Source organism: Citrobacter sp. Cpo148 (assembly GCF_030332375.1).
In the GTDB taxonomy this organism is placed as follows: Bacteria; Pseudomonadota; Gammaproteobacteria; order Enterobacterales; family Enterobacteriaceae; genus Citrobacter; species Citrobacter portucalensis.
The window spans coordinates 69,309-89,264 of the sequence record NZ_JAOWHY010000047.1; the positions used below are offsets into that span (position 1 = coordinate 69,309).

Here is a 19,956-nt window from a genome sequence, read left to right on the forward strand (position 1 = left end):
TTTCCGTAAGGCCGGGAGAGCCAGCATGGATGCTGGCTCAGGGCGCGCTTTGCAGGGACGCTTCCTCGCGCCCGGCCCGGTAGCCAGGAGGAATAAGCGGAGGGTATTGCGTAGCAACAATTTTCCCGCCGGGAGCCGGGATTGTAAAGGGCGTGGCGGAGAACGCCCTTTACACGTTCACGGGAATCCGTGTTTCAGAGAAACAATGAGCATGAGGTGAACGGAACTCTATTTCCGAGATAGCATGTTCTTTACCTCCGCCAGTTTACTGAAACTGAGGCGCTAACTGACTGGCATTACGGCTACATGGCCGCCTTATCTTTTTCCGAAAAGACTTCATGCCTGGTGTAATTTCTTTAGACTTCTTTACATTAGGTTAGGCAAAAAGTTTTTGATGTTTATATACTAAAGGTGAGCCTAACGCGTCACAGGCTTGCTCGTCATACTTCAGTTTGTATCGGCGTTTTACAGGTCCGACCCTCGTCAGAATAAAGGGGAATACAGACGGCCTGGCTATTCAGAGTATGATAAAGAAAACAGGGGGCAAGGGATGTTGCTTAATAAAATGTGTGGTCGTCGGCTGTCGGCAATCAGTTTGTGCCTGGCCGTAACATTCGCTCCACTGTTCAATGCTCAGGCCGATGAGCCTGAAATGATCCCTGGCGATAGCTCTGCGACCGTCAGTGAACAGCCAACAGCGTTATCGCAGCCGCAGGTTCAATCTTCTGCGACGGCTATCATGGCGGGTATTCAACCGCTGCCAGAAGGCGTGTCTGTCGATAAAGCCCGCGCCGAAATACACTCTCAACTGCCAGCAGGTTATACGCCGGTTTACATGAGCCAGCTGGAACTGCTGTATGCCGCACGCGAAATGAAGCCGATGTGGGAAAATCGTGATGCGGTAAAGGCATTTCAGCAACAGTTAGCCGAGGTTGCAATTGCCGGCTTTCAGCCGCAGTTCACTACCTGGGTTGCACTTCTGACTGACCCGGCAGTAACCGGTCAGGCGAGAGACATCGTGCTCTCTGATGCGATGATGGGGTATCTGCACTTTATTGCTAACATCCCTGTCAAAGGTAATCGCTGGCTTTACAGCGATAAGCCCTATGCGCTAACGACGCCGCCGATTTCCGTCATCAACCAGTGGCAGGTCGCACTGGATAACGGTCAACTGACTTCATTTGTGGCCAGCCTTGCGCCTCAACATCCGCAGTATGCAGCCATGCATGAATCACTGCTCAAGCTGGTGGGCGATACACGTCCCTGGCCGCAGCTCACCAGTACAGCAACGCTGCGTCCGGGGGAGTGGAGTAATGACATCCCCGCGCTGCGTGAAATTTTGCGCCGAACCGGGATGCTGGAGCCTGCCGTCAGTACGTCTGGCAAAGAAGGTCGTGGCACCTACGATCGTGAATTGGTTGATGCGGTAAAGCGTTTTCAGACGTGGCAGGGACTTGGCGCAGATGGCGCGATTGGCCCAGCCACACGTGACTGGCTGAACGTGACGCCTGCTCAGCGTGCGGGCGTGCTGGCGTTAAATATTCAGCGCTTGCGCCTGCTGCCGAGTGAGCTGTCTACCGGTATCATGGTGAACATTCCTGCCTATTCGCTGGTTTATTATCAGAATGGCAATCAGGTGCTGGCCTCGCGCGTTATTGTCGGGCGTCCCGATCGTAAAACGCCGATGATGAGCAGTGCGCTGAATAACGTGGTCGTTAACCCACCGTGGAACGTGCCGCCAACGCTGGCCCGAAAAGATATCCTGCCTAAGGTCTGGAATGATCCGGGGTATCTTGAGCGTCACGGTTATACCGTGATGCGCGGCTGGAACAGCAAAGAAACGATAGATCCGTGGCAGGTAGACTGGGCTACCATCACTGCCTCCAATCTGCCGTTCCGCTTCCAGCAGGCTCCGGGAGCGCGTAACTCGCTCGGACGCTATAAATTCAACATGCCGAGTTCGGACGCTATTTATCTGCACGACACGCCGAACCACAATCTGTTCCAGAAGGATACGCGGGCATTAAGCTCCGGCTGCGTGCGGGTGAATAAGGCCTCTGAGCTGGCAAATATGCTGCTACAGGATGCGGGCTGGAATGATACGCGCATCTCGGATGCCCTGAAGCAAGGGGATACGCGGTACGTGAATATTCGCCAGAATATCCCGGTCAACCTCTACTATCTGACCGCATTTGTCGGCCCTGATGGGCGCACGCAGTATCGTACAGATATTTACAATTACGATCTGACAGCGCGATCCAGCGCACAAATTGTGTCAAAAGCCGAGCAATTAATCAGATAAATGAAGCAGTTCGAGGAAAATGATTGTCGTAAGTTATGCTGGAAACGGGGCCAAATGGCTGTGAGCCCCGTATTTCCTGGGGTTGGGAGCCTTGACGTGGACTACTTAGCCAGATAAGGTTTCCCGCGTGCGCTAGAGCATACATACGATAACATTGACCTTGTAGACCTTAATACCATGGACAAATTTGACGCTAATCGCCGCAAACTGCTGGCGCTTGGTGGTATTGCCCTCGGCGCTGCCATCTTGCCTACGCCTGCGTTTGCAACACTCTCTACCCCACGTCCGCGTATATTGACTCTGAATAACCTGCATACCGGTGAGTCAATAAAAGCAGAGTTTTTTGATGGCAGGGGCTATATTCAGGACGAATTAGCAAAACTTAACCACTTTTTCCGTGATTTTCGGGCCAATAAAGTGAAATCCATTGACCCGGGACTGTTTGATCAACTCTTCCGTCTGCAGGGCCTGCTGGGCACGCGTAAACCCGTACAGCTGATTTCAGGCTATCGCTCTATCGATACCAATAATGAACTCCGTGCACGTAGCCGTGGTGTGGCCAAGAAAAGCTACCACACTAAAGGTCAGGCCATGGATTTCCATATTGAAGGCATCGCATTAAGTAATATTCGCAAAGCTGCGTTATCTATGCGCGCAGGTGGTGTAGGATACTACCCCAGCAGTAACTTTGTGCATATTGACACCGGCCCTGCACGGCACTGGTGATCCATAAGCTTAATGAAACAGGAGCTGTATGAACTATCGTATTATTCCGGTCACTGCATTCGCCCAGAACTGCTCGCTAATCTGGTGTGAGCAGACTCGTCTGGCCGCGCTGGTCGATCCCGGCGGCGATGCCGAGAAAATCAAACAGGAAGTGGATGCCAGCGGTCTGACGCTTATGCAGATCCTGCTTACCCATGGTCATCTTGATCACGTAGGCGCGGCGGCTGAACTGGCACAGCATTATGGTGTACCGGTTATTGGCCCGGAAAAAGAAGATGAGTTCTGGTTACAGGGACTCCCTGCTCAGAGCCGCATGTTTGGCCTGGGCGATTGTGAGCCGCTGACGCCCGATCGCTGGTTGAATGAAGGTGACAGGATAAGCGTTGGCAACGTGACGTTACAGGTTCTGCATTGTCCGGGTCATACACCGGGACATGTGGTCTTCTTTGATGAGCAATCAAAGTTACTGATTTCAGGTGACGTGATTTTCAAAGGTGGCGTAGGGCGCAGCGATTTCCCGCGCGGTGATCACAGCCAACTGATCGATTCGATTAAACGTAAACTATTGCCGTTAGGCGATGACGTAACGTTTATTCCGGGGCACGGCCCACTTTCTACGCTGGGTAACGAACGGCTACATAACCCGTTCCTGCAAGATGAAATGCCTGTCTGGTAATTCGTTTAATAAATAAAAAGGCCGCATTTGCGGCCTTTTTTGTGCGCGATAGATTACAGTACTGCAACAATCGCTTCGCACAGCGGCGCCATGTTGTCTGGCGTCATTCCTGCCACGTTTACGCGTCCGGAAGCGACAGCGTAGACACCAAACTCTTCACGCAGACGCAGAACCTGCTCTTTGGTCAGGCCGCTAAACGAGAACATGCCGTTCTGTTTGATGATAAAGCTGAAGTCGCGGTTTGCACCTTTCTCTTGCAACGTATTCACAAACAGTAAACGCATGCGCTGAATGCGCTGGCGCATATCAGTCAGTTCCTGTTCCCAGATGGCACGCAGCGCGTCGTTGCTCAGAATCGTGGCCACTACGGATGCACCGTGTGCTGGTGGGTTGGAATAGTTAGCGCGAATGGCTGATTTCATTTGGCTGAACGCACGGTCAACGGTTTCAGCATCGGCAGCAACCAGCGTACAGGCGCCTACACGCTCATTGTACAGTCCAAAGTTCTTGGAGTAGGAGCTGGCAACGATCAGCTCTTTGTGCAGAGCCGCAAATGCGCGCAGACCTTCTGCATCTTCTTCCAGACCACGGGCAAAGCCCTGGTATGCGAAGTCAAACAGCGGTAACCAACCTTTTTCGACAGACATCTGAGCCAGTGTTTGCCACTGTTCCAGCGTAGGATCGATGCCGGTAGGGTTATGGCAGCAGCCGTGGAATAGCACTACGTCGCCAGCCTGCGCTTCGCTGAGGCTTGCCAGCAGCGCATCAAAATCTAACGAGTGGTTTGCTGCATCGTAATAGTTGTATTCACAAACTTCCAGGCCTGCAGAGTTAAAGACGCTCTTATGGTTCGGCCAGCTTGGATTGCTCACCCATACGCGTTTAGCCGACGTATTTTTTGCCAGGAAATCAGCTGCCACACGCAGTGCACCAGTGCCGCCAGGGGTCTGTGCGGTACGTGCACGCTTATCGTTGATCAGCGAACTTTCTTTACCAAACAGTAATTCCTGAGTGCAGCGACCAAACTCTGGAATACCGTCAATGCTAAGGTAATTTTTGGTGGTTTCATTTTCCAGTATATATTGCTCGGCTTTTTTAACGCTGGTCAGCACCGGCGTTTTGCCTGTCTCATCTTTATATACACCGATCCCGAGGTTTATTTTTCCAGGGCGGTCATCGGCACGAAACAAATCAGCCAGACCCAAAATGGGGTCGGCAGGAGCGGCGGTAATGTTCTCAAACATGACGAGGTTCCATAGTGATTACAGAAGGGAAGTCCGCTATCAGGTTAACGGTAGATTTACAAAATGCCAACCGTTACTGACGAAAAGCTGAGGTGTTTTTTTAAGACGCAAGAATTCGCTAGCAGATATAAAAAAACAGGACCGAAGTCCTGTTTTATAGGCATTTAACAAAGAGGTCTGCTATTAGAACTGGTAAACGATACCGACTGCTACGGTGTCGTCAGAGCCTACGCCCAGTTTGTTGTCAGAATCGATCTGGTTGATGATGTAATCAACATAGGTGGACATGTTTTTGTTGAAGTAGTAAGTCGCACCTACTTCGAAGTAGTTCACCAGATCTACGTCACCGATGCCTTCAATGTCCTTACCTTTAGATTTGGTATAGGCGAGGGACGGACGCAGGCCGAAGTCGAACTGGTACTGAGCAACCAACAGTACGTCTTCAGTTTTGTTAGCATAACCGTTAGAGATACGGGTAGCGTTACGGGTTTCGCTGTAGTTCGCCGCCAGGTAGATGTTGTTCGCATCGTATTTCACACCAGCAGCCCACTGCTCAGCTTTTGCACCGCGACCATAGGTCAGCGTTTCTTGCGCGTTGGTACGGTCAGCTGCGCCGTAAGCACCCACGATACCGAAGCCATCCATTTCGTAGCTTACTGAGCCGCCAACACCATCACCGTTAGAGCGACGCGCGTCATCACGCTCATTTTTGCCCAGGTACTGAACGGCGAAGTTCAGGCCTTCAACCATGCCGAAGAAGTTAGAGTTACGGTAGGTTGCGAGACCGCCGTTACGCTGGGAGAAGAACTGGTCAGAAGCAGCGGTATCACCACCGAATTCTGGCAGCATATCGGTGTAACCCAGTGCATCGTATACGACGCCGTAGTTACGACCGTAGTCGAAGGAGCCCGCGTCGCCGAATTTCAGACCGGCAAATGCCAGACGAGTTTTGTTACCGTTCTGAGCGTCACTACCACCTTCGGAGTTATTGCCGCTGAACTGGTATTCCCACTGGCCGTAACCGGTCAGTTGGTCGTTAATCTGAGTTTCCCCTTTGAAACCAAGACGGGCGTATGTCTGATCGCCGTTAGCGGCGTAGGCATTTTCACCGTTGTGCTTGGAAAAATAGTGCAGACCAACGGCTTTACCGTATACGTCTACTTTGTTGCCATCTTTGTTATAAACTTCTGCAGCGTTAGCTGCCCCGGCTACCAGCAGAGCAGGGATAACCACTGCCAGAATATTGCGCTTCATCATTATTTATTACCCTCATCGGTTTTTATATGACACCTGCCACTGCCGCCAATAAATTCCGTCAATCAAAATTTACGGAACTATTGATGAGAGTTTGGTGTCTTTATGTGTCTGACAGGCATCTTTCCATTCAAACTACCGTTTCGCTACCGTCAAAGTGCTACAAATATAAAGATTTAGTTTCAAAAAGAAAAAATGTGTAACAAGATGTTATTTTTGTGCAACTTTGTGAACAGCGTCAAACTTCGAATGCCCCTGCGCTTAAAATTCTCGTTTTTATTTCTATTTATATGATTTTCTTATGTTTAATTTTGCTAAGGTCATTTTTTATCCGTTATGCCGGAAAGTTCGGATTTTACAGGTAACGATTTTTGGACGTCTGGAATGCCGTGCTAGAGGTTAAAAAATGTACTATTTAATCAGAAAATGCTAATCCACAATAAAATTGCTGATTATTTTTTGTGCAAATGTGTTGCGATGAAATATTACGTAACAGGTGGAGGGGATTGAAAGGTTGTGTTTAACGTGAGATGGGTATCCAGATAGCACTAAAAGGGTATAAAAAAGGCCAGCAATGCTGGCCTTTGAAACAATAACGCACGTTTAGAAGGTGGCGTTACGTGGAGTACGCGGGAACGGAATAACATCACGGACGTTCTGTACGCCGGTGACGTAAGCGATCAGACGCTCGAAGCCCAATCCGAAGCCGGAATGCGGAACGGTACCGTAGCGACGCAGGTCGCGATACCACCAGTAATCCTCTTTGTTCAGACCCATTTCCAGCATACGGGCATCCAGCACGTCCAGGCGCTCTTCACGCTGAGAACCACCGATGATTTCACCGATTCCCGGGGCCAGTACGTCCATTGCAGCAACGGTTTTACCGTCTTCGTTAAGGCGCATATAAAACGCTTTGATATCTTTCGGGTAGTTTTTCACTACCACCGGCGCTTTAAAGTGCTCTTCAGCAAGGTAACGTTCATGCTCAGAAGACAGATCCACACCCCAGTAAACCGGGTTTTCGAACTGTTTACCGCATTTTTCCAGAATGCTTACCGCGTCAGTGTAATCCACCTGCGCGAAGTCAGCGTCAATGAAACGTTCCAGGCGTGAAATCGCGTCCTTGTCGACACGTTCAGCGAAGAATTTCATATCATCCGCACGCTCTGCCAGTACGGCTTTAAACGCGTACTTCAGCATCGCTTCAGCCAGGCCTGCAACATCATTCAGGTCAGCAAAAGCCACTTCTGGTTCCAGCATCCAGAACTCTGCCAGGTGACGACTGGTGTTAGAGTTTTCTGCACGGAACGTCGGGCCAAAAGTATAAATTTTAGACAGGGCGCAGGCGTAGGTTTCACCGTTCAGCTGACCGGAAACGGTCAGGAAGGCCTCTTTACCAAAGAAGTCTTTGTCGAAATCGACTTTGCCCTGATCGTTACGCGGCAGGTTTTCCAGATCCAGCGTAGAAACACGGAACATTTCACCGGCACCTTCCGTATCGGAAGCGGTGATCAACGGAGTCGATACCCAAAAGAAACCCTGCTCGTGGAAAAAACGATGCAGAGCCTGCGCCAGCGTATGACGTACACGCGCTACCGCACCAATCATGTTGGTACGCGGACGCATGTGCGCCACTTCACGCAGATACTCAATGCTGTGACGCTTAGCTGCCATTGGGTAAGTGTCAGGATCTTCAACCCAGCCCGTTACTTCAACCTCAGTGGCCTGAATTTCAAAGCTCTGTCCTTGTCCAGGAGATGCAACGACTTTACCCGTTACGATAACTGAACAACCCGTCGTCAGGCGCAGTACGTCCTGATTGTAATTGGGCAGAGAATTATTGATGACGGCCTGTACAGGATCAAAGCAGGAACCGTCATAAACGGCGAGGAAGGAGATGCCAGCTTTTGAATCTCGGCGGGTACGCACCCATCCGCGCACGGTGACTTCGCTGTCAACGGCTACGCGGCCCTGGAGTACGTCGGCTACAGGCACAACGCTCATAATATTCTCTCTGTTAATAGTCGGATATATAAACACATGTCCACCCGTAATGGGGGGATACCTATGTTACCTGGCATCTGCAATCAGACAAGCAGAATTCGTAGCTGGAGTGAAAGATTTCGGAAATAAACGCGAAAAAGGGAGCCAAAATGGCTCCCTGGAAGGCTTAACTGGCTTTTTTGATATGCGGGAGATCGAAGGCTTTGCGCAGTGCACGAACAAATGCTTTATCGTGGCAGATGGTTTTACCCGGGCTGTCAGATAACTTCGCCACCGGTTTGCCGTTACATTCCACCAGCTTGATCACAATATTGAGTGGCTTAACCTGCGGAATGTCGCATGTTAGCCGTGTCCCAATACCAAAACTCAACTGTACACGGGAAGAGAAGTGGCGGTAGAGTTCAATCGCTTTTTTCAGATCGAGATTATCTGAGAAGACCAGCGTTTTGCTTAGCGGATCAATACCCAGTTTTTCATAATGGGCGATGGCTTTTTCACCCCATTCCACCGGATCGCCTGAGTCATGGCGTAACCCTTGGTAGCGGGTAGCGAACTCAACGCCAAAGTCGCGTAAAAATGCGTCCATGGTGATGCAATCGGTCAATGCAATGCCGAGTTGATCAGGGTATTCATTTAACCAGGCTGCCAGGGCTACGCGCTGGCTGGTGGCAAGTTCTGGACTGATTTGCTGATGAGCCTGGAACCACTCATGCGCCTGCGTACCCATTGGGGTTAATGACAGGCGGCGGGCCAGATCGTAGTTACTGGTGCCGACAAACCAGGGCTCTTGCTGCAGGCGTTTAACGATAGCCTGCTGTACTTCGCGCGAAAAACGACGACGCGTACCGAAATCCATCAAATGGAAGCGGGACATATCGACATCTTTCGTTAAAGCAGAGAATTCTACTAGTTTGCTTTCCAGCTCATCGAGTGCCTGCGGGACGCCTGATTCAGGTGAACGGTAACGGTGTACCAGTTCGCTAATCACCGCTAACAGCGGGACTTCCCACATGATCACTTCACGCCACGGACCGGTTAAGCGGATGTTTAGCTTGCCGTTATCATTGGTGACGCAAACCTGTTCCGGGTTATAGCGGAAATCACGTAACCAGGTGAGGTAATCAGCTTTAAAGAAAGGCAGGCCGGAGAGCCACTGGTACTCATCCTCCTGCAGTCGCAGGTGCTGCATAGCATTCACCTGCTCACGAATAGAATCGGCATAAATACCGAGCAGGTCATCGCCACGGCAACGAAATTCAGCCGCTACTTGTACATCATAGTAGTGGTGAAAAACGGCTTGCTGCATATGCAACTTATAAGCGTCTGTATCCAGCAGCGAGTGCAGAACAGGAGAAGCGAATTGTGTCATAGGTGCGCAGTAGCATCCTCTCACGGGAGCGTTTAGTACAATAAACAACTAAGAAAACCGCTGGAGTATACCCTGTTTAGCGATTTATTGAACCCCGATCACACCATAAGCTCTCTTTCTGGTCGAGGGCAATTCGTGCCACGTGTTATGAAAATGTAGCAAAAAGGGTGTTTGTGCCTGAAAAGATGAACATTCTGCGTAGCGCGATTTACGCAACAGGAATAGACTGAAGCCGAGACTCTATTAAAGATGCTAAAGGTTTTTTTATGACACAACAGCCACAAGCCAAATACCGTCACGACTATCGTGCGCCGGATTACCAGATTACTGATATTGACTTGACCTTTGACCTGGATGCTGAAAAAACCGTGGTCACCGCAGTGAGCCAGGCTGTCCGTCATGGCGCGTCCGATGTGCCCCTGCGCCTGAATGGCGAAGATCTGACCCTGGTGTCGATCCACGTGAACGACGAGCCGTGGACAGAGTATAAAGAAGAAGAGGGCGCTCTGGTCATTAGTCAGTTGCCGGAACGTTTTACGCTGCGTATCGTGAATGAAATTAGCCCAGCGGCCAATACCGCGCTGGAAGGGCTGTACAAGTCTGGCGAAGCGCTGTGCACCCAGTGTGAAGCGGAAGGGTTCCGCCATATTACCTGGTATCTGGACAGGCCTGATGTCCTGGCGCGTTTTACCACCAAAATTATCGCCGATAAAACCCAATATCCGTTCCTGCTCTCTAACGGCAACCGTGTGGCGCAGGGCGAACTGGAAAATGGTCGTCACTGGGTACAGTGGCAAGATCCGTTCCCGAAACCGTGCTATCTGTTTGCGTTGGTAGCCGGTGATTTCGACGTTCTGCGCGATACCTTTATCACCCGTTCCGGGCGTGAAGTGGCGCTGGAACTGTACGTCGATCGCGGCAACCTTGACCGCGCGCCGTGGGCGATGACCTCGCTGAAAAACTCCATGAAATGGGATGAAGAGCGCTTTGGCCTCGAGTATGACCTCGACATCTATATGATTGTCGCTGTGGATTTCTTCAACATGGGCGCGATGGAGAATAAAGGTCTGAACATCTTTAACTCCAAATATGTGCTGGCACGTACCGATACCGCCACCGACAAAGACTACCTCGATATTGAGCGCGTTATCGGTCATGAGTATTTTCACAACTGGACCGGCAACCGTGTGACCTGCCGTGACTGGTTCCAGTTGAGCCTGAAAGAAGGCTTAACCGTGTTCCGCGATCAAGAGTTCAGTTCCGATCTTGGCTCACGCGCGGTAAACCGCATCAGCAATGTGCGCACCATGCGTGGTCTGCAGTTTGCTGAAGATGCCAGCCCGATGGCGCATCCTATCCGTCCGGATATGGTCATTGAAATGAACAACTTCTATACCCTGACCGTGTACGAAAAGGGCGCTGAAGTCATTCGTATGATCCACACCCTGCTCGGTGAGGCTAACTTCCAGAAAGGGATGCAACTGTACTTTGAGCGTCATGACGGCAGTGCTGCAACCTGTGATGATTTCGTGCAGGCGATGGAAGATGCTTCTAACGTTGATCTCTCCCATTTCCGCCGCTGGTACAGTCAGTCCGGTACGCCGATTCTGACCGTGCGTGATGACTACAATCCGTCAACTGAGCAGTACACGCTGACGATCAGCCAGCGCACGCCGGCCACGCCGGATCAGGCCGAAAAACAGCCGCTGCATATTCCTTTCGCCCTCGAGTTGTATGACAACGAAGGGAAAGTGATCCCGTTACAAAAAGGCGGGCACCCGGTGAATTCTGTACTCAACGTCACCCAGGCAGAGCAGACCTTTGTCTTTGATAACGTCTACTTCCAGCCGGTTCCGGCGCTGCTGTGCGAATTCTCCGCGCCGGTAAAACTGGAATACAAATGGAGCGATCAGCAGCTGACCTTCCTGATGCGTCATGCGCGTAACGATTTCTCTCGTTGGGACGCGGCGCAAAGCCTGCTGGCGACCTATATTAAGCTTAACGTTGCTCGTCATCAGCAGGGACAACCGCTGTCGCTGCCGGTACACGTGGCTGATGCATTCCGCGCAATTTTACTGGATGAGAAAATCGATCCGGCGCTGGCGGCAGAGATCCTGACGCTGCCTTCAGTAAATGAAATAGCCGAACTGTTCGACATCATCGATCCGGTGGCGATAACCGAAGTACGCGAAGCGTTAACCCGCACGCTGGCGGCCGAGCTGGCAGATGAATTCCTCGCCATCTATAACGCTAATCATCTTGATGAGTACCGCGTTGAGCATGCCGATATTGGCAAGCGTACGCTGCGTAACGCCTGCCTGCGTTTCCTGGCCTTTGGCGAAACCCATCTGGCTGACACGCTGGTAAGCAAGCAGTATCGTGAAGCGAACAATATGACCGATGCGCTGGCGGCGCTATCCGCGGCAGTGGCGGCGCAGCTGCCTTGTCGCGACGCGCTAATGCAGGAGTATGACGATAAGTGGCACCATGACGGTCTGGTGATGGACAAATGGTTTATCCTGCAATCCACCAGCCCGGCGAAAAACGTGCTGGAAACGGTACGCGGCCTGCTGAAGCATCGCTCTTTCAGTATGAGTAACCCGAACCGAATCCGTTCGCTGATCGGTGCCTTTGCAGGTAGCAACCCGGCGGCATTCCATGCGGAAGATGGTAGTGGATATCAGTTCCTGGTCGACATGTTGACTGAGCTTAATAGTCGTAACCCGCAGGTGGCGTCACGTCTGATTGAGCCGCTGATTCGCTTAAAACGTTATGATGCAAAACGTCAGGCGAAAATGCGTGCGGCGCTGGAACAGCTGAAAGGTCTGGAGAATCTCTCCGGCGATCTGTTCGAGAAGATTGACAAAGCGTTAGCCTGAAACGTTGACCTGTAGTTTAGTAGGCCGGATAAGGCGGTAACGCCGCCATCCGGCAAAAGGCCCGGTAAGCGCTACCGGGCCTGGTTTTCTGAGCGGTTATCCATGTCGAAGGATCGGTTGTTCCGTCTCGCCGCGTTTCATAACCCGGTTCAACACTTCTGCTTCCAGATCGGCTAACCGTACCGATCCCAAACGGCGGGGGCGCTGAATATCCACCGTAAGATCCAGTCCGATTTTTCCGTCCTCAATCAGCAACACGCGATCGGCCATTGCCACCGCTTCACTGACGTCATGAGTGACCAGCAGTACGGTAAAGCCGTGCTCTTGCCATAAAGAGACGATCAGATCCTGCATTTCAAGGCGGGTTAGGGCATCCAGAGCGCCGAGGGGTTCATCCAGCAGCAGCAAACCGGGGCGATGAATTAATGCCCGTGCCAGGGCGACACGCTGTTTTTGTCCACCGGACAGCGCAGCCGGCCATTCGTGAGCACGACTCTCCAGCCCAACTGCGGCCAGCGCATCTCGGGCCGCATCGCGCCACTGACCTTTCAGACCCAGGCCCACATTATCGATAACCGTCTTCCATGGCAGCAGACGCGCATCCTGGAACATCATACGTGTATCATCCTGAATTTCCGCCAGTGGGGTGGTTCCGGCAAGTAATGCGCCTGAGGTGGGCGATTCCAGCCCTGCCAGCAGACGCAGCAATGTACTTTTACCACCGCCGCTGCGGCCAACCACGGCAACAAACTGTCCGGCCGGAATATGCAAATCTAATTGATTGAGCACTGTATTGGCGGCGTATTGTTTTGTCACGGCGCTCAGCAACAGCGGTGTACCCTGATTCAGGCGAGCGGTATTCATATGGTAGCCTCCTTTACATGATAAGCCGGGTGCCAGCGTAGCCAGACTCGCTCCAGCAATTGGGCGCTGATGTCGGCAAGTTTGCCGAGCAGGGCGTAGAGAATAATGGCCACCACGACCACATCGGTTTGCAGAAATTCGCGGGCGTTCATCGCCAGATAACCAATACCAGCATTGGCAGAAATGGTTTCCGCCACAATCAGCGTCAGCCACATCAGCCCGAGAGCAAAACGCACGCCGACCATAATCGAGGGCAGGGCGCCGGGGAGGATCACATGAACAAACAGTGAAAAGCCGGATAATCCATAGCTGCGCGCCATTTCTACCAGCCCACGATCGATACTACGGATCCCATGCCAGGTGTTGATGTAAATTGGGAACAGTGTTCCCAACGCCACGAGAAAGATCTTGGCGGATTCATCAATGCCGAACCACAAAATCACCAGCGGGATCAGCGCCAGATGCGGTACGTTACGCAGCATCTGCACCGAGGTGTCCAGCAGGCGTTCTCCCCAACGCGAAAGACCGCTGATAAGTCCTAGTGTCAGGCCAATCGATCCACCGATGGAGAATCCGATCAGCGCGCGCCAGGAACTGATGGCCAGATGCTGCCAAAGCTCGCCGCTGGCGGAAAGCGTCCAGAAAGCTTCGATAACACCTTCCGGAGAGGGCAGAATGCGAGTGGACAGCCAGCCCATTGAAGATGCGAGCTGCCAGAGCGCCACCAAACCTACCGGTAAAAACCAGGGCGCGAGGCGTAATAACCACCTGTTTTTCGGCGTTGCCATTAGCCGCTCCTTAGCTTTGCGCGACTTTGCGCGGGATAAATTCGTTTGCCACCGCTTCACCTTGTTGTTGCAGGTATTGCGGCTGCGGAATTTCCGGTATAGCAACATCCAGATGCGGGAACAGCAGCTCGCCAACCTTGTATGCCTCTTCCAGATGTGGGTATCCGGACAACACAAAGCTGTCGATTCCCAGCGCGGCATACTCATTGATACGCGCCGCGACAGTCGGACCATCTCCGACCAGCGCGGTACCCGCACCACCGCGTACCAGTCCAACGCCTGCCCACAGGTTCGGACTAATTTCCAGTTTGTCGCGTTTACCATTGTGCAGTGCAGCCATTCGCTGCTGACCAACCGAATCCGTTCTTGAGAAGGCGGCCTGGGCTTTGGCAATGGTGTCGTCATCAAGGTGGGCTATCAGACGATCCGCTGCCTGCCACGCCTCGTGGGTTGTCTCCCGTACGATCACATGCAGACGAATACCAAAGCGGACCTTGCGCCCGAGCGCCGCCGCTTTGGCTCGCACCTGTTCAATCTTCGCTTTCACCTGCTCAGGGGGCTCGCCCCAGGTCAGATAGAGATCAACCTGCTCGGCAGCAAGGTCTTGTGCGACATCAGACGAGCCGCCGAAATAAAGCGGTGGCTGGGGTTGTTGTACGGGAGGGAAAAACAGCTTCGCGCCGCGAACATGAATATGTTTGCCGTTGAAATCCACCGTTTCACCTTGCAGCAGTCGCCGCCAGACCTGAGTAAATTCAGCAGAGGCTTCATATCGTTCTGTGTGATCGAGGAACACGCCGTCGCCTGCCAGCTCCTGCGGATCGCTGCCGGTCACCAGATTAAATAACGCCCGGCCATTTGAGAGTCTGTCGAGCGTAGCAGCCTGACGTGCGGCAACCGTAGGCGAGGTGACGCTTGGGCGCAGCGCGACCAGAAACTTTAATCTCTGGGTGACCGGGATCATCGAAGCGGCGACCAGCCAGGCATCTTCGCAAGAGCGACCGGTTGGGATCAGGACGCCGGTAAATCCAAGACGATCGGCCGTTTGCGCGATTTGTTGCAGATAACTGTGATCGACCGGGCGCGAACCTTCTTCCGTTCCAAGATAATGACCGTCACCGTGGGTGGGTAAAAACCAGAACATATTCAGACTCATAATTTTTCTCCTGCCTGCTGAGTGGGTTGCCAGATACGCTGGCGAATATCGATTTTTTTCGGTACCAAACGGTTGTCATAAAACAGATCGGCGGTTTGTTGTTGCAGGGCAGCAACAGAGGCGTTGACTGGCACAATGGTGGTTGGCGGACGGTGATCCAGATAAGACGCAATCACCGGTTCGGGCAGCCCCATGGTTTTGGCCAGCAGGGTAATGCTTTGCTGGCGCTGACTGAGCGTTAACGCATCGGCCTGGCTAAAGGTATCCAGTACACCAAGTACAAAAGCGCCATTTTTCTCGGCATAAGGACGGGCGGCGAGATAAAACGAACCGGTTTGCTTGAGGTCTGAGCCGTCCTTCAGTACGCGTACATCACCTTGCAGTAACGCGGCGGAATAATAGGGATCCCAGATAGCCCACGCATCCACGTTTCCTTGCTGAAAGGCCGCTCGCGCATCGGCGGGAGTCAGATACGTCGGTTGAATATCGGTAAATTTCAGTCCGGCCTGTTGCAGCGCCCGGAGCAGTAAATTGTGGGCGCTGGAGCCTTTCTGGAAGGCGACTTTATGTCCTTTAAGCTGCGCGACGCTCTGGATCGGGCTATTTTTTGGCACCAGAATCACTTCGGCTTTCGGTTTGGGCGGCTCGACGCCCACGTAAACCAGATCGGCCCCGGCTGCCTGGGCGAAGATCGGCGGAATGTCACCGGTACTGCCGAGATCGATACTGCCGATATTGAGTGCTTCCAGCATTTGCGGTCCAGCCGGGAATTCGACCCACGAGATTTTAGTCTGCGGATAGCGTTTCTCCAGTAGCTGATGGCTTTTGGCCAGCACCATACTGACGCTTCCTTTTTGATAACCAATGCGCAGGGCATCGGGGGCCGATTCTGCGGCATGCCCCAGGGTTGACAGTGACAACAGCCCGGTCAGTGCCAGCCAGGACGTGTGACGCTTGAGAAGATCAAGCATGGGCGGCACCTCGCAGGGTGTTCAGTTGAGGGGGTTGGATATCGCGACGATGCAACGCCAGCCAGAAGGTATCGAGCGCACTGTCCAGACGCTGCTGAAGGTTGGGCGTAAACTGAGGTTTATGCTGATAATCAATCACCTGTGAATCATCGGCAAACACACCGTGCAGGATTTCCTGGGCCTTTAATGCGCTCAGTACCGGTTTCAGCGCGTAATCGACGGCAAGTAAATGCGCCACGCTGCCGCCGGTCGCCAACGGCAAAACCACTTTTCCTTCCAGCGCCCGCTCGGGGAGCAAATCGAGCAGCGTTTTCAGTGCGCCAGAGTAAGCGGCTTTATAGACCGGGGTTGCGACAATCAGCCCGTCAGCATCCTGCAGTTGTTCGATAAATGTGTTCAGCGCCGGACTGTCGAAACGGGCATAGATCAGGTCTTCCGGGGTAAAGTTGTGCAGATTCCAGTGAAAGATTTCGACATCCTGATCGTTTAGTTTTTCTCGGGCATATTCCAGTAACGCACTGGAGCGAGAAGGAAAGCGAGGGCTCCCCGCCAGAGTGATGACGCGCATAATTTCATTCTCCCCTTATAACCAATTGTTTGCTTTTAATTAACATTGATAACAATTTATGCAGTCTGGCAGAGAGGCTTTGTTTATCGAAATGATTTATACGGGATAGAAAAGTTGGAAATTGAATAAAAAGGCAGGGGCGAGGAAAACGATTGCTATTTATTGCCGCAGGTCAATTCCCTTTTTGCTCGCGATCGCACATAATACGCCCCCGGTTTGCACACCGGGAATCCAGGAGAGTTCATGTACTACCCCTTCGTTCGTAAAGCCCTTTTTCAGCTCGATCCAGAGCGCGCCCATGAATTGACATTCCAGCAATTACGTCGCATTACCGGCACGCCGCTCGAAGCGCTTGTCCGCCAGAAAGTACCCGCAAAACCGGTTACCTGTATGGGGCTGACGTTTAAAAATCCACTCGGGCTTGCTGCCGGACTGGATAAAGACGGGGAGTGCATTGACGCACTCGGCGCGATGGGATTTGGTTCCATTGAGATTGGTACCGTGACGCCACGCCCTCAGCCGGGTAACGATAAACCGCGTCTGTTCCGTCTGGTCGATGCAGAAGGTTTGATCAACCGCATGGGGTTTAATAACTACGGGGTTGATAACCTGGTTGAGAACGTTAAAAAATCGCATTTCGACGGTATTCTGGGTATTAATATTGGTAAGAACAAAGATACCCCAGTAGAGAACGGCAAAGATGACTATCTGATTTGTATGGAAAAAGTCTATGCTTATGCTGGTTATATCGCGATTAATATCTCTTCGCCTAATACGCCGGGATTACGTACGCTGCAATACGGCGAGGCGCTGGACGATCTCCTGACGGCAATTAAAAATAAGCAAAACGATCTGCAAGCGATCCACCATAAATATGTTCCGGTGGCGGTAAAGATCGCGCCGGATCTTTCTGTGGAAGAACTGATCCAGGTCGCCGATAGTTTAGTTCGTCATAATATTGATGGCGTAATTGCGACTAACACCACCCTCGATCGTTCTCTTGTTCAGGGAATGAAAAATTGCGATCAAATGGGTGGTCTGAGCGGTCGACCGTTGCAATTAAAAAGTACAGAAATTATTCGCCAGTTGTCTCAGGAATTAAAAGGTCAGCTGCCGATTATTGGTGTTGGTGGTATCGACTCGGTGATTGCTGCACGTGAGAAAATAGCTGCTGGTGCAACCCTCGTACAGATTTATTCGGGCTTTATTTTTAAAGGTCCGCCGTTGATAAAAGAAATCGTCAGCAATATCTGAATGCTACCTTAATCACAAACCAGGGCTTTATTTCTAGCCCTGGTTGTTTTATATTCCTTTACTGTTGCTTATTTAAACATTCTGAGCTTTTATTATTAGGGCAATAAACGAAGCGGCAAAAGGATACTGTCGTAACGGTGATGATTAAGGAAAGGAGAGAAACTGATGCGAATTAAACCCGACGATAACTGGCGCTGGTATTATGATGAAGAGCACGATCGTATGATGCTCGATTTAGCCAATGGCATGTTATTCCGTTCGCGTTTTGCTCGTAAAATGCTCACTCCTGATGCATTTTCTCCGTCAGGTTTTTGTGTTGATGACGCCGCGCTTTATTTTTCCTTTGAAGAAAAATGTCGCTACCTGGATTTAGCCAAAGAACAAAAAGCGGAACTGGTGCTTAATGCGCTGGTGGCGATTCGTTATCTCAAACCGCAAATGCCAAAAAGCTGGCACTTTGTCGCACACGGTATTAACTGGTCGCCGGTCGTGGGTGACGCAGCCTGTGTTGATTTAAGCGATACCGATGAACAGGTAAACCTGTTAGTGGTTGAGCCGGGTGAAAACGCCGCGCTTTGCCTGCTTGCGCAACCTGGCGTGGTTATCGCCGGGCGTACGATGCAGCTTGGCGATGCGATTAAAATAATGAATGACAGACTGAAACCGCAGGCCGTTGTTGACAGTTTCAGCCTTGAGCAGGCGGTTTAGCTCTCCAGCCTGATTGCCGTTTTGGGAACACAGCTACAGCAAAGAATTGTTCCGTCGTCCCCCATCGCTGATTTCTTCAACGGGCTAACTTCGCCTTCTACCAGTCGAATTCGACAGCATCCGCAAATGCCTGCCCGGCATGAATAGGGAACCCGGATACCCTGGTTTTCCAATTGCTCAAGCAATACCTGTTGATTATTTCCGCGAAAGGTCTGTCCCTGCCAGTCAATAAGCACCGTGGCATCAGGTTGTTGTTCGGGTGTAGTTTCGTCTGATTCAGCCGCGCCGTACGCTCTGGCGGGGCCGGTTGCCAAAATTTCTACCTCATCGCCGACGCGAATAACGCCACTGTTACGCGCGATAAGATTCTGACCGAAATCGACATCGCCGTTATCTACCGCAGTGCGGAAGGTTTGGAGTGTGGCAAGCGGTTCACCGGATGGATGTTTCAGGCCTTTTTCCGGGCTAACTGTCGTGAAAATACAGCGGCTACAGGGTTTTGCTACATCAAAAATGACGTCGCCAATACGAATCACTTTCCAGGTATCTTCTTCCCAGGCACCAGCTCCCGAAACTACTATATTGGGGCGAAACTGTTCCATTTTGACGCTTGCCGGACAGCGCTGTTGCAGATCGCGCAGGGATGCTTCGTTGGCCAGCAGATAGGGATAACCATCAGCGAAGGATAAAGGAACATCAACATGGCGTTTTACACGGCGCGTCAGCTGCGGGCCGACCCAGCGTAACTGTACTTCACGGGAGTAAAAGCCGCTAAGCCACTGGTTGATAGCCGCTGGCGCAATACGCGCGGTAAAATGGTTTCCCCATACTTCCGTCGGCGCATCCTGGCTAGCGAAATCGGCAAATCGCACGAGCGCGCTGCTGCCATCTGGAGCTGTAAGATGCAGCCCATCGTGGAATGGGGAAGGCGTAAAACGGACCATTTGTGGGAACTGGCGGGCAGTTATGAACGTTCCGTCAGGTTCAGTGATCATAAATATGCGATCAAAGGCGAGACCGCTAATATCTGCCAGGGCATGCGTAAGCCCAATGCCGCGCATTGATTTAACCGGATGAATAAAAAGTCGGGTTAACGTGACCACTGTACAGCCCCTCGAATGAAAATAAGCCTTCAACTTTATGACATACAGCCCATATTAGCTATAATGCACAGCAATTTTCTCGGAGTAAAA

General features: G+C 51.8%; 16 protein-coding genes. 6 read left to right on the forward strand and 10 right to left on the reverse strand.

Translation table 11 applies throughout. The features are described from left to right. Positions 1 to 550: 550 nt before the first annotated feature. From ldtD to OGY10_RS17410, 3 genes are all read left to right on the forward strand, one after another. Entirely contained in the window at positions 551 to 2,302 is a 1,752-nt protein-coding gene (gene ldtD / locus OGY10_RS17400) for a L,D-transpeptidase (RefSeq protein ID WP_032941806.1), read from the forward strand. A gap of 177 nt (positions 2,303 to 2,479) precedes the next feature. Further along, on the forward strand, positions 2,480 to 3,028 hold the full coding sequence (mepK, locus tag OGY10_RS17405) for a peptidoglycan L,D-endopeptidase MepK (protein ID WP_003831948.1): 549 nt from the start codon (positions 2,480 to 2,482) through the stop codon (positions 3,026 to 3,028). Positions 3,029 to 3,056: 28 nt separating this feature from the next. Next, positions 3,057 to 3,704, forward strand: coding sequence for an MBL fold metallo-hydrolase (locus tag OGY10_RS17410; RefSeq protein WP_003831949.1), 648 nt, complete (start codon positions 3,057 to 3,059; stop codon positions 3,702 to 3,704). 53 nt (positions 3,705 to 3,757) lie between these two features. On the opposite strand, the gene aspC is transcribed toward OGY10_RS17410, so the two are convergent. The 4 genes from aspC to pncB form a co-directional block, all read right to left on the reverse strand. After that, a complete protein-coding gene (aspC, locus tag OGY10_RS17415) occupies positions 3,758 to 4,948 on the reverse strand; it encodes an aspartate transaminase (RefSeq protein ID WP_032942893.1) in 1,191 nt (396 codons plus the stop codon). Between the two features lie 183 nt (positions 4,949 to 5,131). Then, positions 5,132 to 6,205 carry a porin OmpF gene (ompF, locus tag OGY10_RS17420; protein ID WP_032942894.1) on the reverse strand — a complete coding sequence of 358 codons (1,074 nt, stop codon included), beginning with the start codon at positions 6,203 to 6,205 and terminating at the stop codon, positions 5,132 to 5,134. A 600-nt stretch (positions 6,206 to 6,805) separates the two neighbouring features. Next, on the reverse strand, positions 6,806 to 8,206 hold the full coding sequence (gene asnS / locus OGY10_RS17425) for an asparagine--tRNA ligase (protein ID WP_020996514.1): 1,401 nt from the start codon (positions 8,204 to 8,206) through the stop codon (positions 6,806 to 6,808). Positions 8,207 to 8,372: 166 nt separating this feature from the next. Beyond that, positions 8,373 to 9,575 carry a nicotinate phosphoribosyltransferase gene (pncB, locus tag OGY10_RS17430; RefSeq protein ID WP_003836860.1) on the reverse strand — a complete coding sequence of 401 codons (1,203 nt, stop codon included), beginning with the start codon at positions 9,573 to 9,575 and terminating at the stop codon, positions 8,373 to 8,375. Between the two features lie 266 nt (positions 9,576 to 9,841). On the opposite strand from pncB, the gene pepN reads away from it, so the two are divergent. After that, positions 9,842 to 12,454, forward strand: coding sequence for an aminopeptidase N (pepN, locus tag OGY10_RS17435; RefSeq protein WP_071444989.1), 2,613 nt, complete (start codon positions 9,842 to 9,844; stop codon positions 12,452 to 12,454). Between the two features lie 96 nt (positions 12,455 to 12,550). Here pepN and ssuB read toward each other — a convergent pair whose 3' ends face one another. From ssuB to ssuE, 5 genes are read right to left on the reverse strand one after another with little or no spacing between them, the layout of a single operon-like run. Next, positions 12,551 to 13,318 (reverse strand): aliphatic sulfonates ABC transporter ATP-binding protein, encoded by a 768-nt coding sequence (ssuB, locus tag OGY10_RS17440; RefSeq protein ID WP_032942896.1) that lies wholly within the window; start codon positions 13,316 to 13,318, stop codon positions 12,551 to 12,553. Next, on the reverse strand, positions 13,315 to 14,106 hold the full coding sequence (gene ssuC, locus OGY10_RS17445; protein WP_191226211.1) for an aliphatic sulfonate ABC transporter permease SsuC: 792 nt from the start codon (positions 14,104 to 14,106) through the stop codon (positions 13,315 to 13,317). The genes ssuB and ssuC overlap by 4 nt, the downstream gene beginning before the upstream one ends. 10 nt (positions 14,107 to 14,116) lie before the next feature. Then, the gene (gene ssuD, locus OGY10_RS17450) at positions 14,117 to 15,262 is read right to left on the reverse strand and encodes an FMNH2-dependent alkanesulfonate monooxygenase (RefSeq protein ID WP_191226210.1); all 1,146 of its coding nucleotides are present in this window, start codon (positions 15,260 to 15,262) and stop codon (positions 14,117 to 14,119) included. Continuing rightward, complete coding sequence (locus OGY10_RS17455) at positions 15,259 to 16,233, reverse strand: sulfonate ABC transporter substrate-binding protein (protein ID WP_100272693.1); 975 nt, start codon at positions 16,231 to 16,233, stop codon at positions 15,259 to 15,261. Before OGY10_RS17455 ends, ssuD begins: the two co-directional genes overlap by 4 nt. Continuing rightward, the gene (gene ssuE, locus OGY10_RS17460; RefSeq protein ID WP_191214943.1) at positions 16,226 to 16,801 is read right to left on the reverse strand and encodes an NADPH-dependent FMN reductase; all 576 of its coding nucleotides are present in this window, start codon (positions 16,799 to 16,801) and stop codon (positions 16,226 to 16,228) included. The genes OGY10_RS17455 and ssuE overlap by 8 nt, the downstream gene beginning before the upstream one ends. Positions 16,802 to 17,044: 243 nt before the next feature. Here ssuE and pyrD point away from each other — a divergent pair, with 243 nt between their 5' ends. Continuing rightward, positions 17,045 to 18,055: a quinone-dependent dihydroorotate dehydrogenase gene (gene pyrD / locus OGY10_RS17465; protein ID WP_148362160.1), complete on the forward strand. Its 1,011-nt coding sequence runs from the start codon at positions 17,045 to 17,047 to the stop codon at positions 18,053 to 18,055. A gap of 165 nt (positions 18,056 to 18,220) precedes the next feature. Next, entirely contained in the window at positions 18,221 to 18,763 is a 543-nt protein-coding gene (gene zapC, locus OGY10_RS17470) for a cell division protein ZapC (protein WP_003035852.1), read from the forward strand. Here zapC and OGY10_RS17475 read toward each other — a convergent pair. Beyond that, the gene (locus OGY10_RS17475; protein WP_191214941.1) at positions 18,760 to 19,866 is read right to left on the reverse strand and encodes a YcbX family protein; all 1,107 of its coding nucleotides are present in this window, start codon (positions 19,864 to 19,866) and stop codon (positions 18,760 to 18,762) included. The two genes, zapC and OGY10_RS17475, sit on opposite strands and share 4 nt — an antisense overlap. Positions 19,867 to 19,956 lie beyond the last annotated feature (90 nt).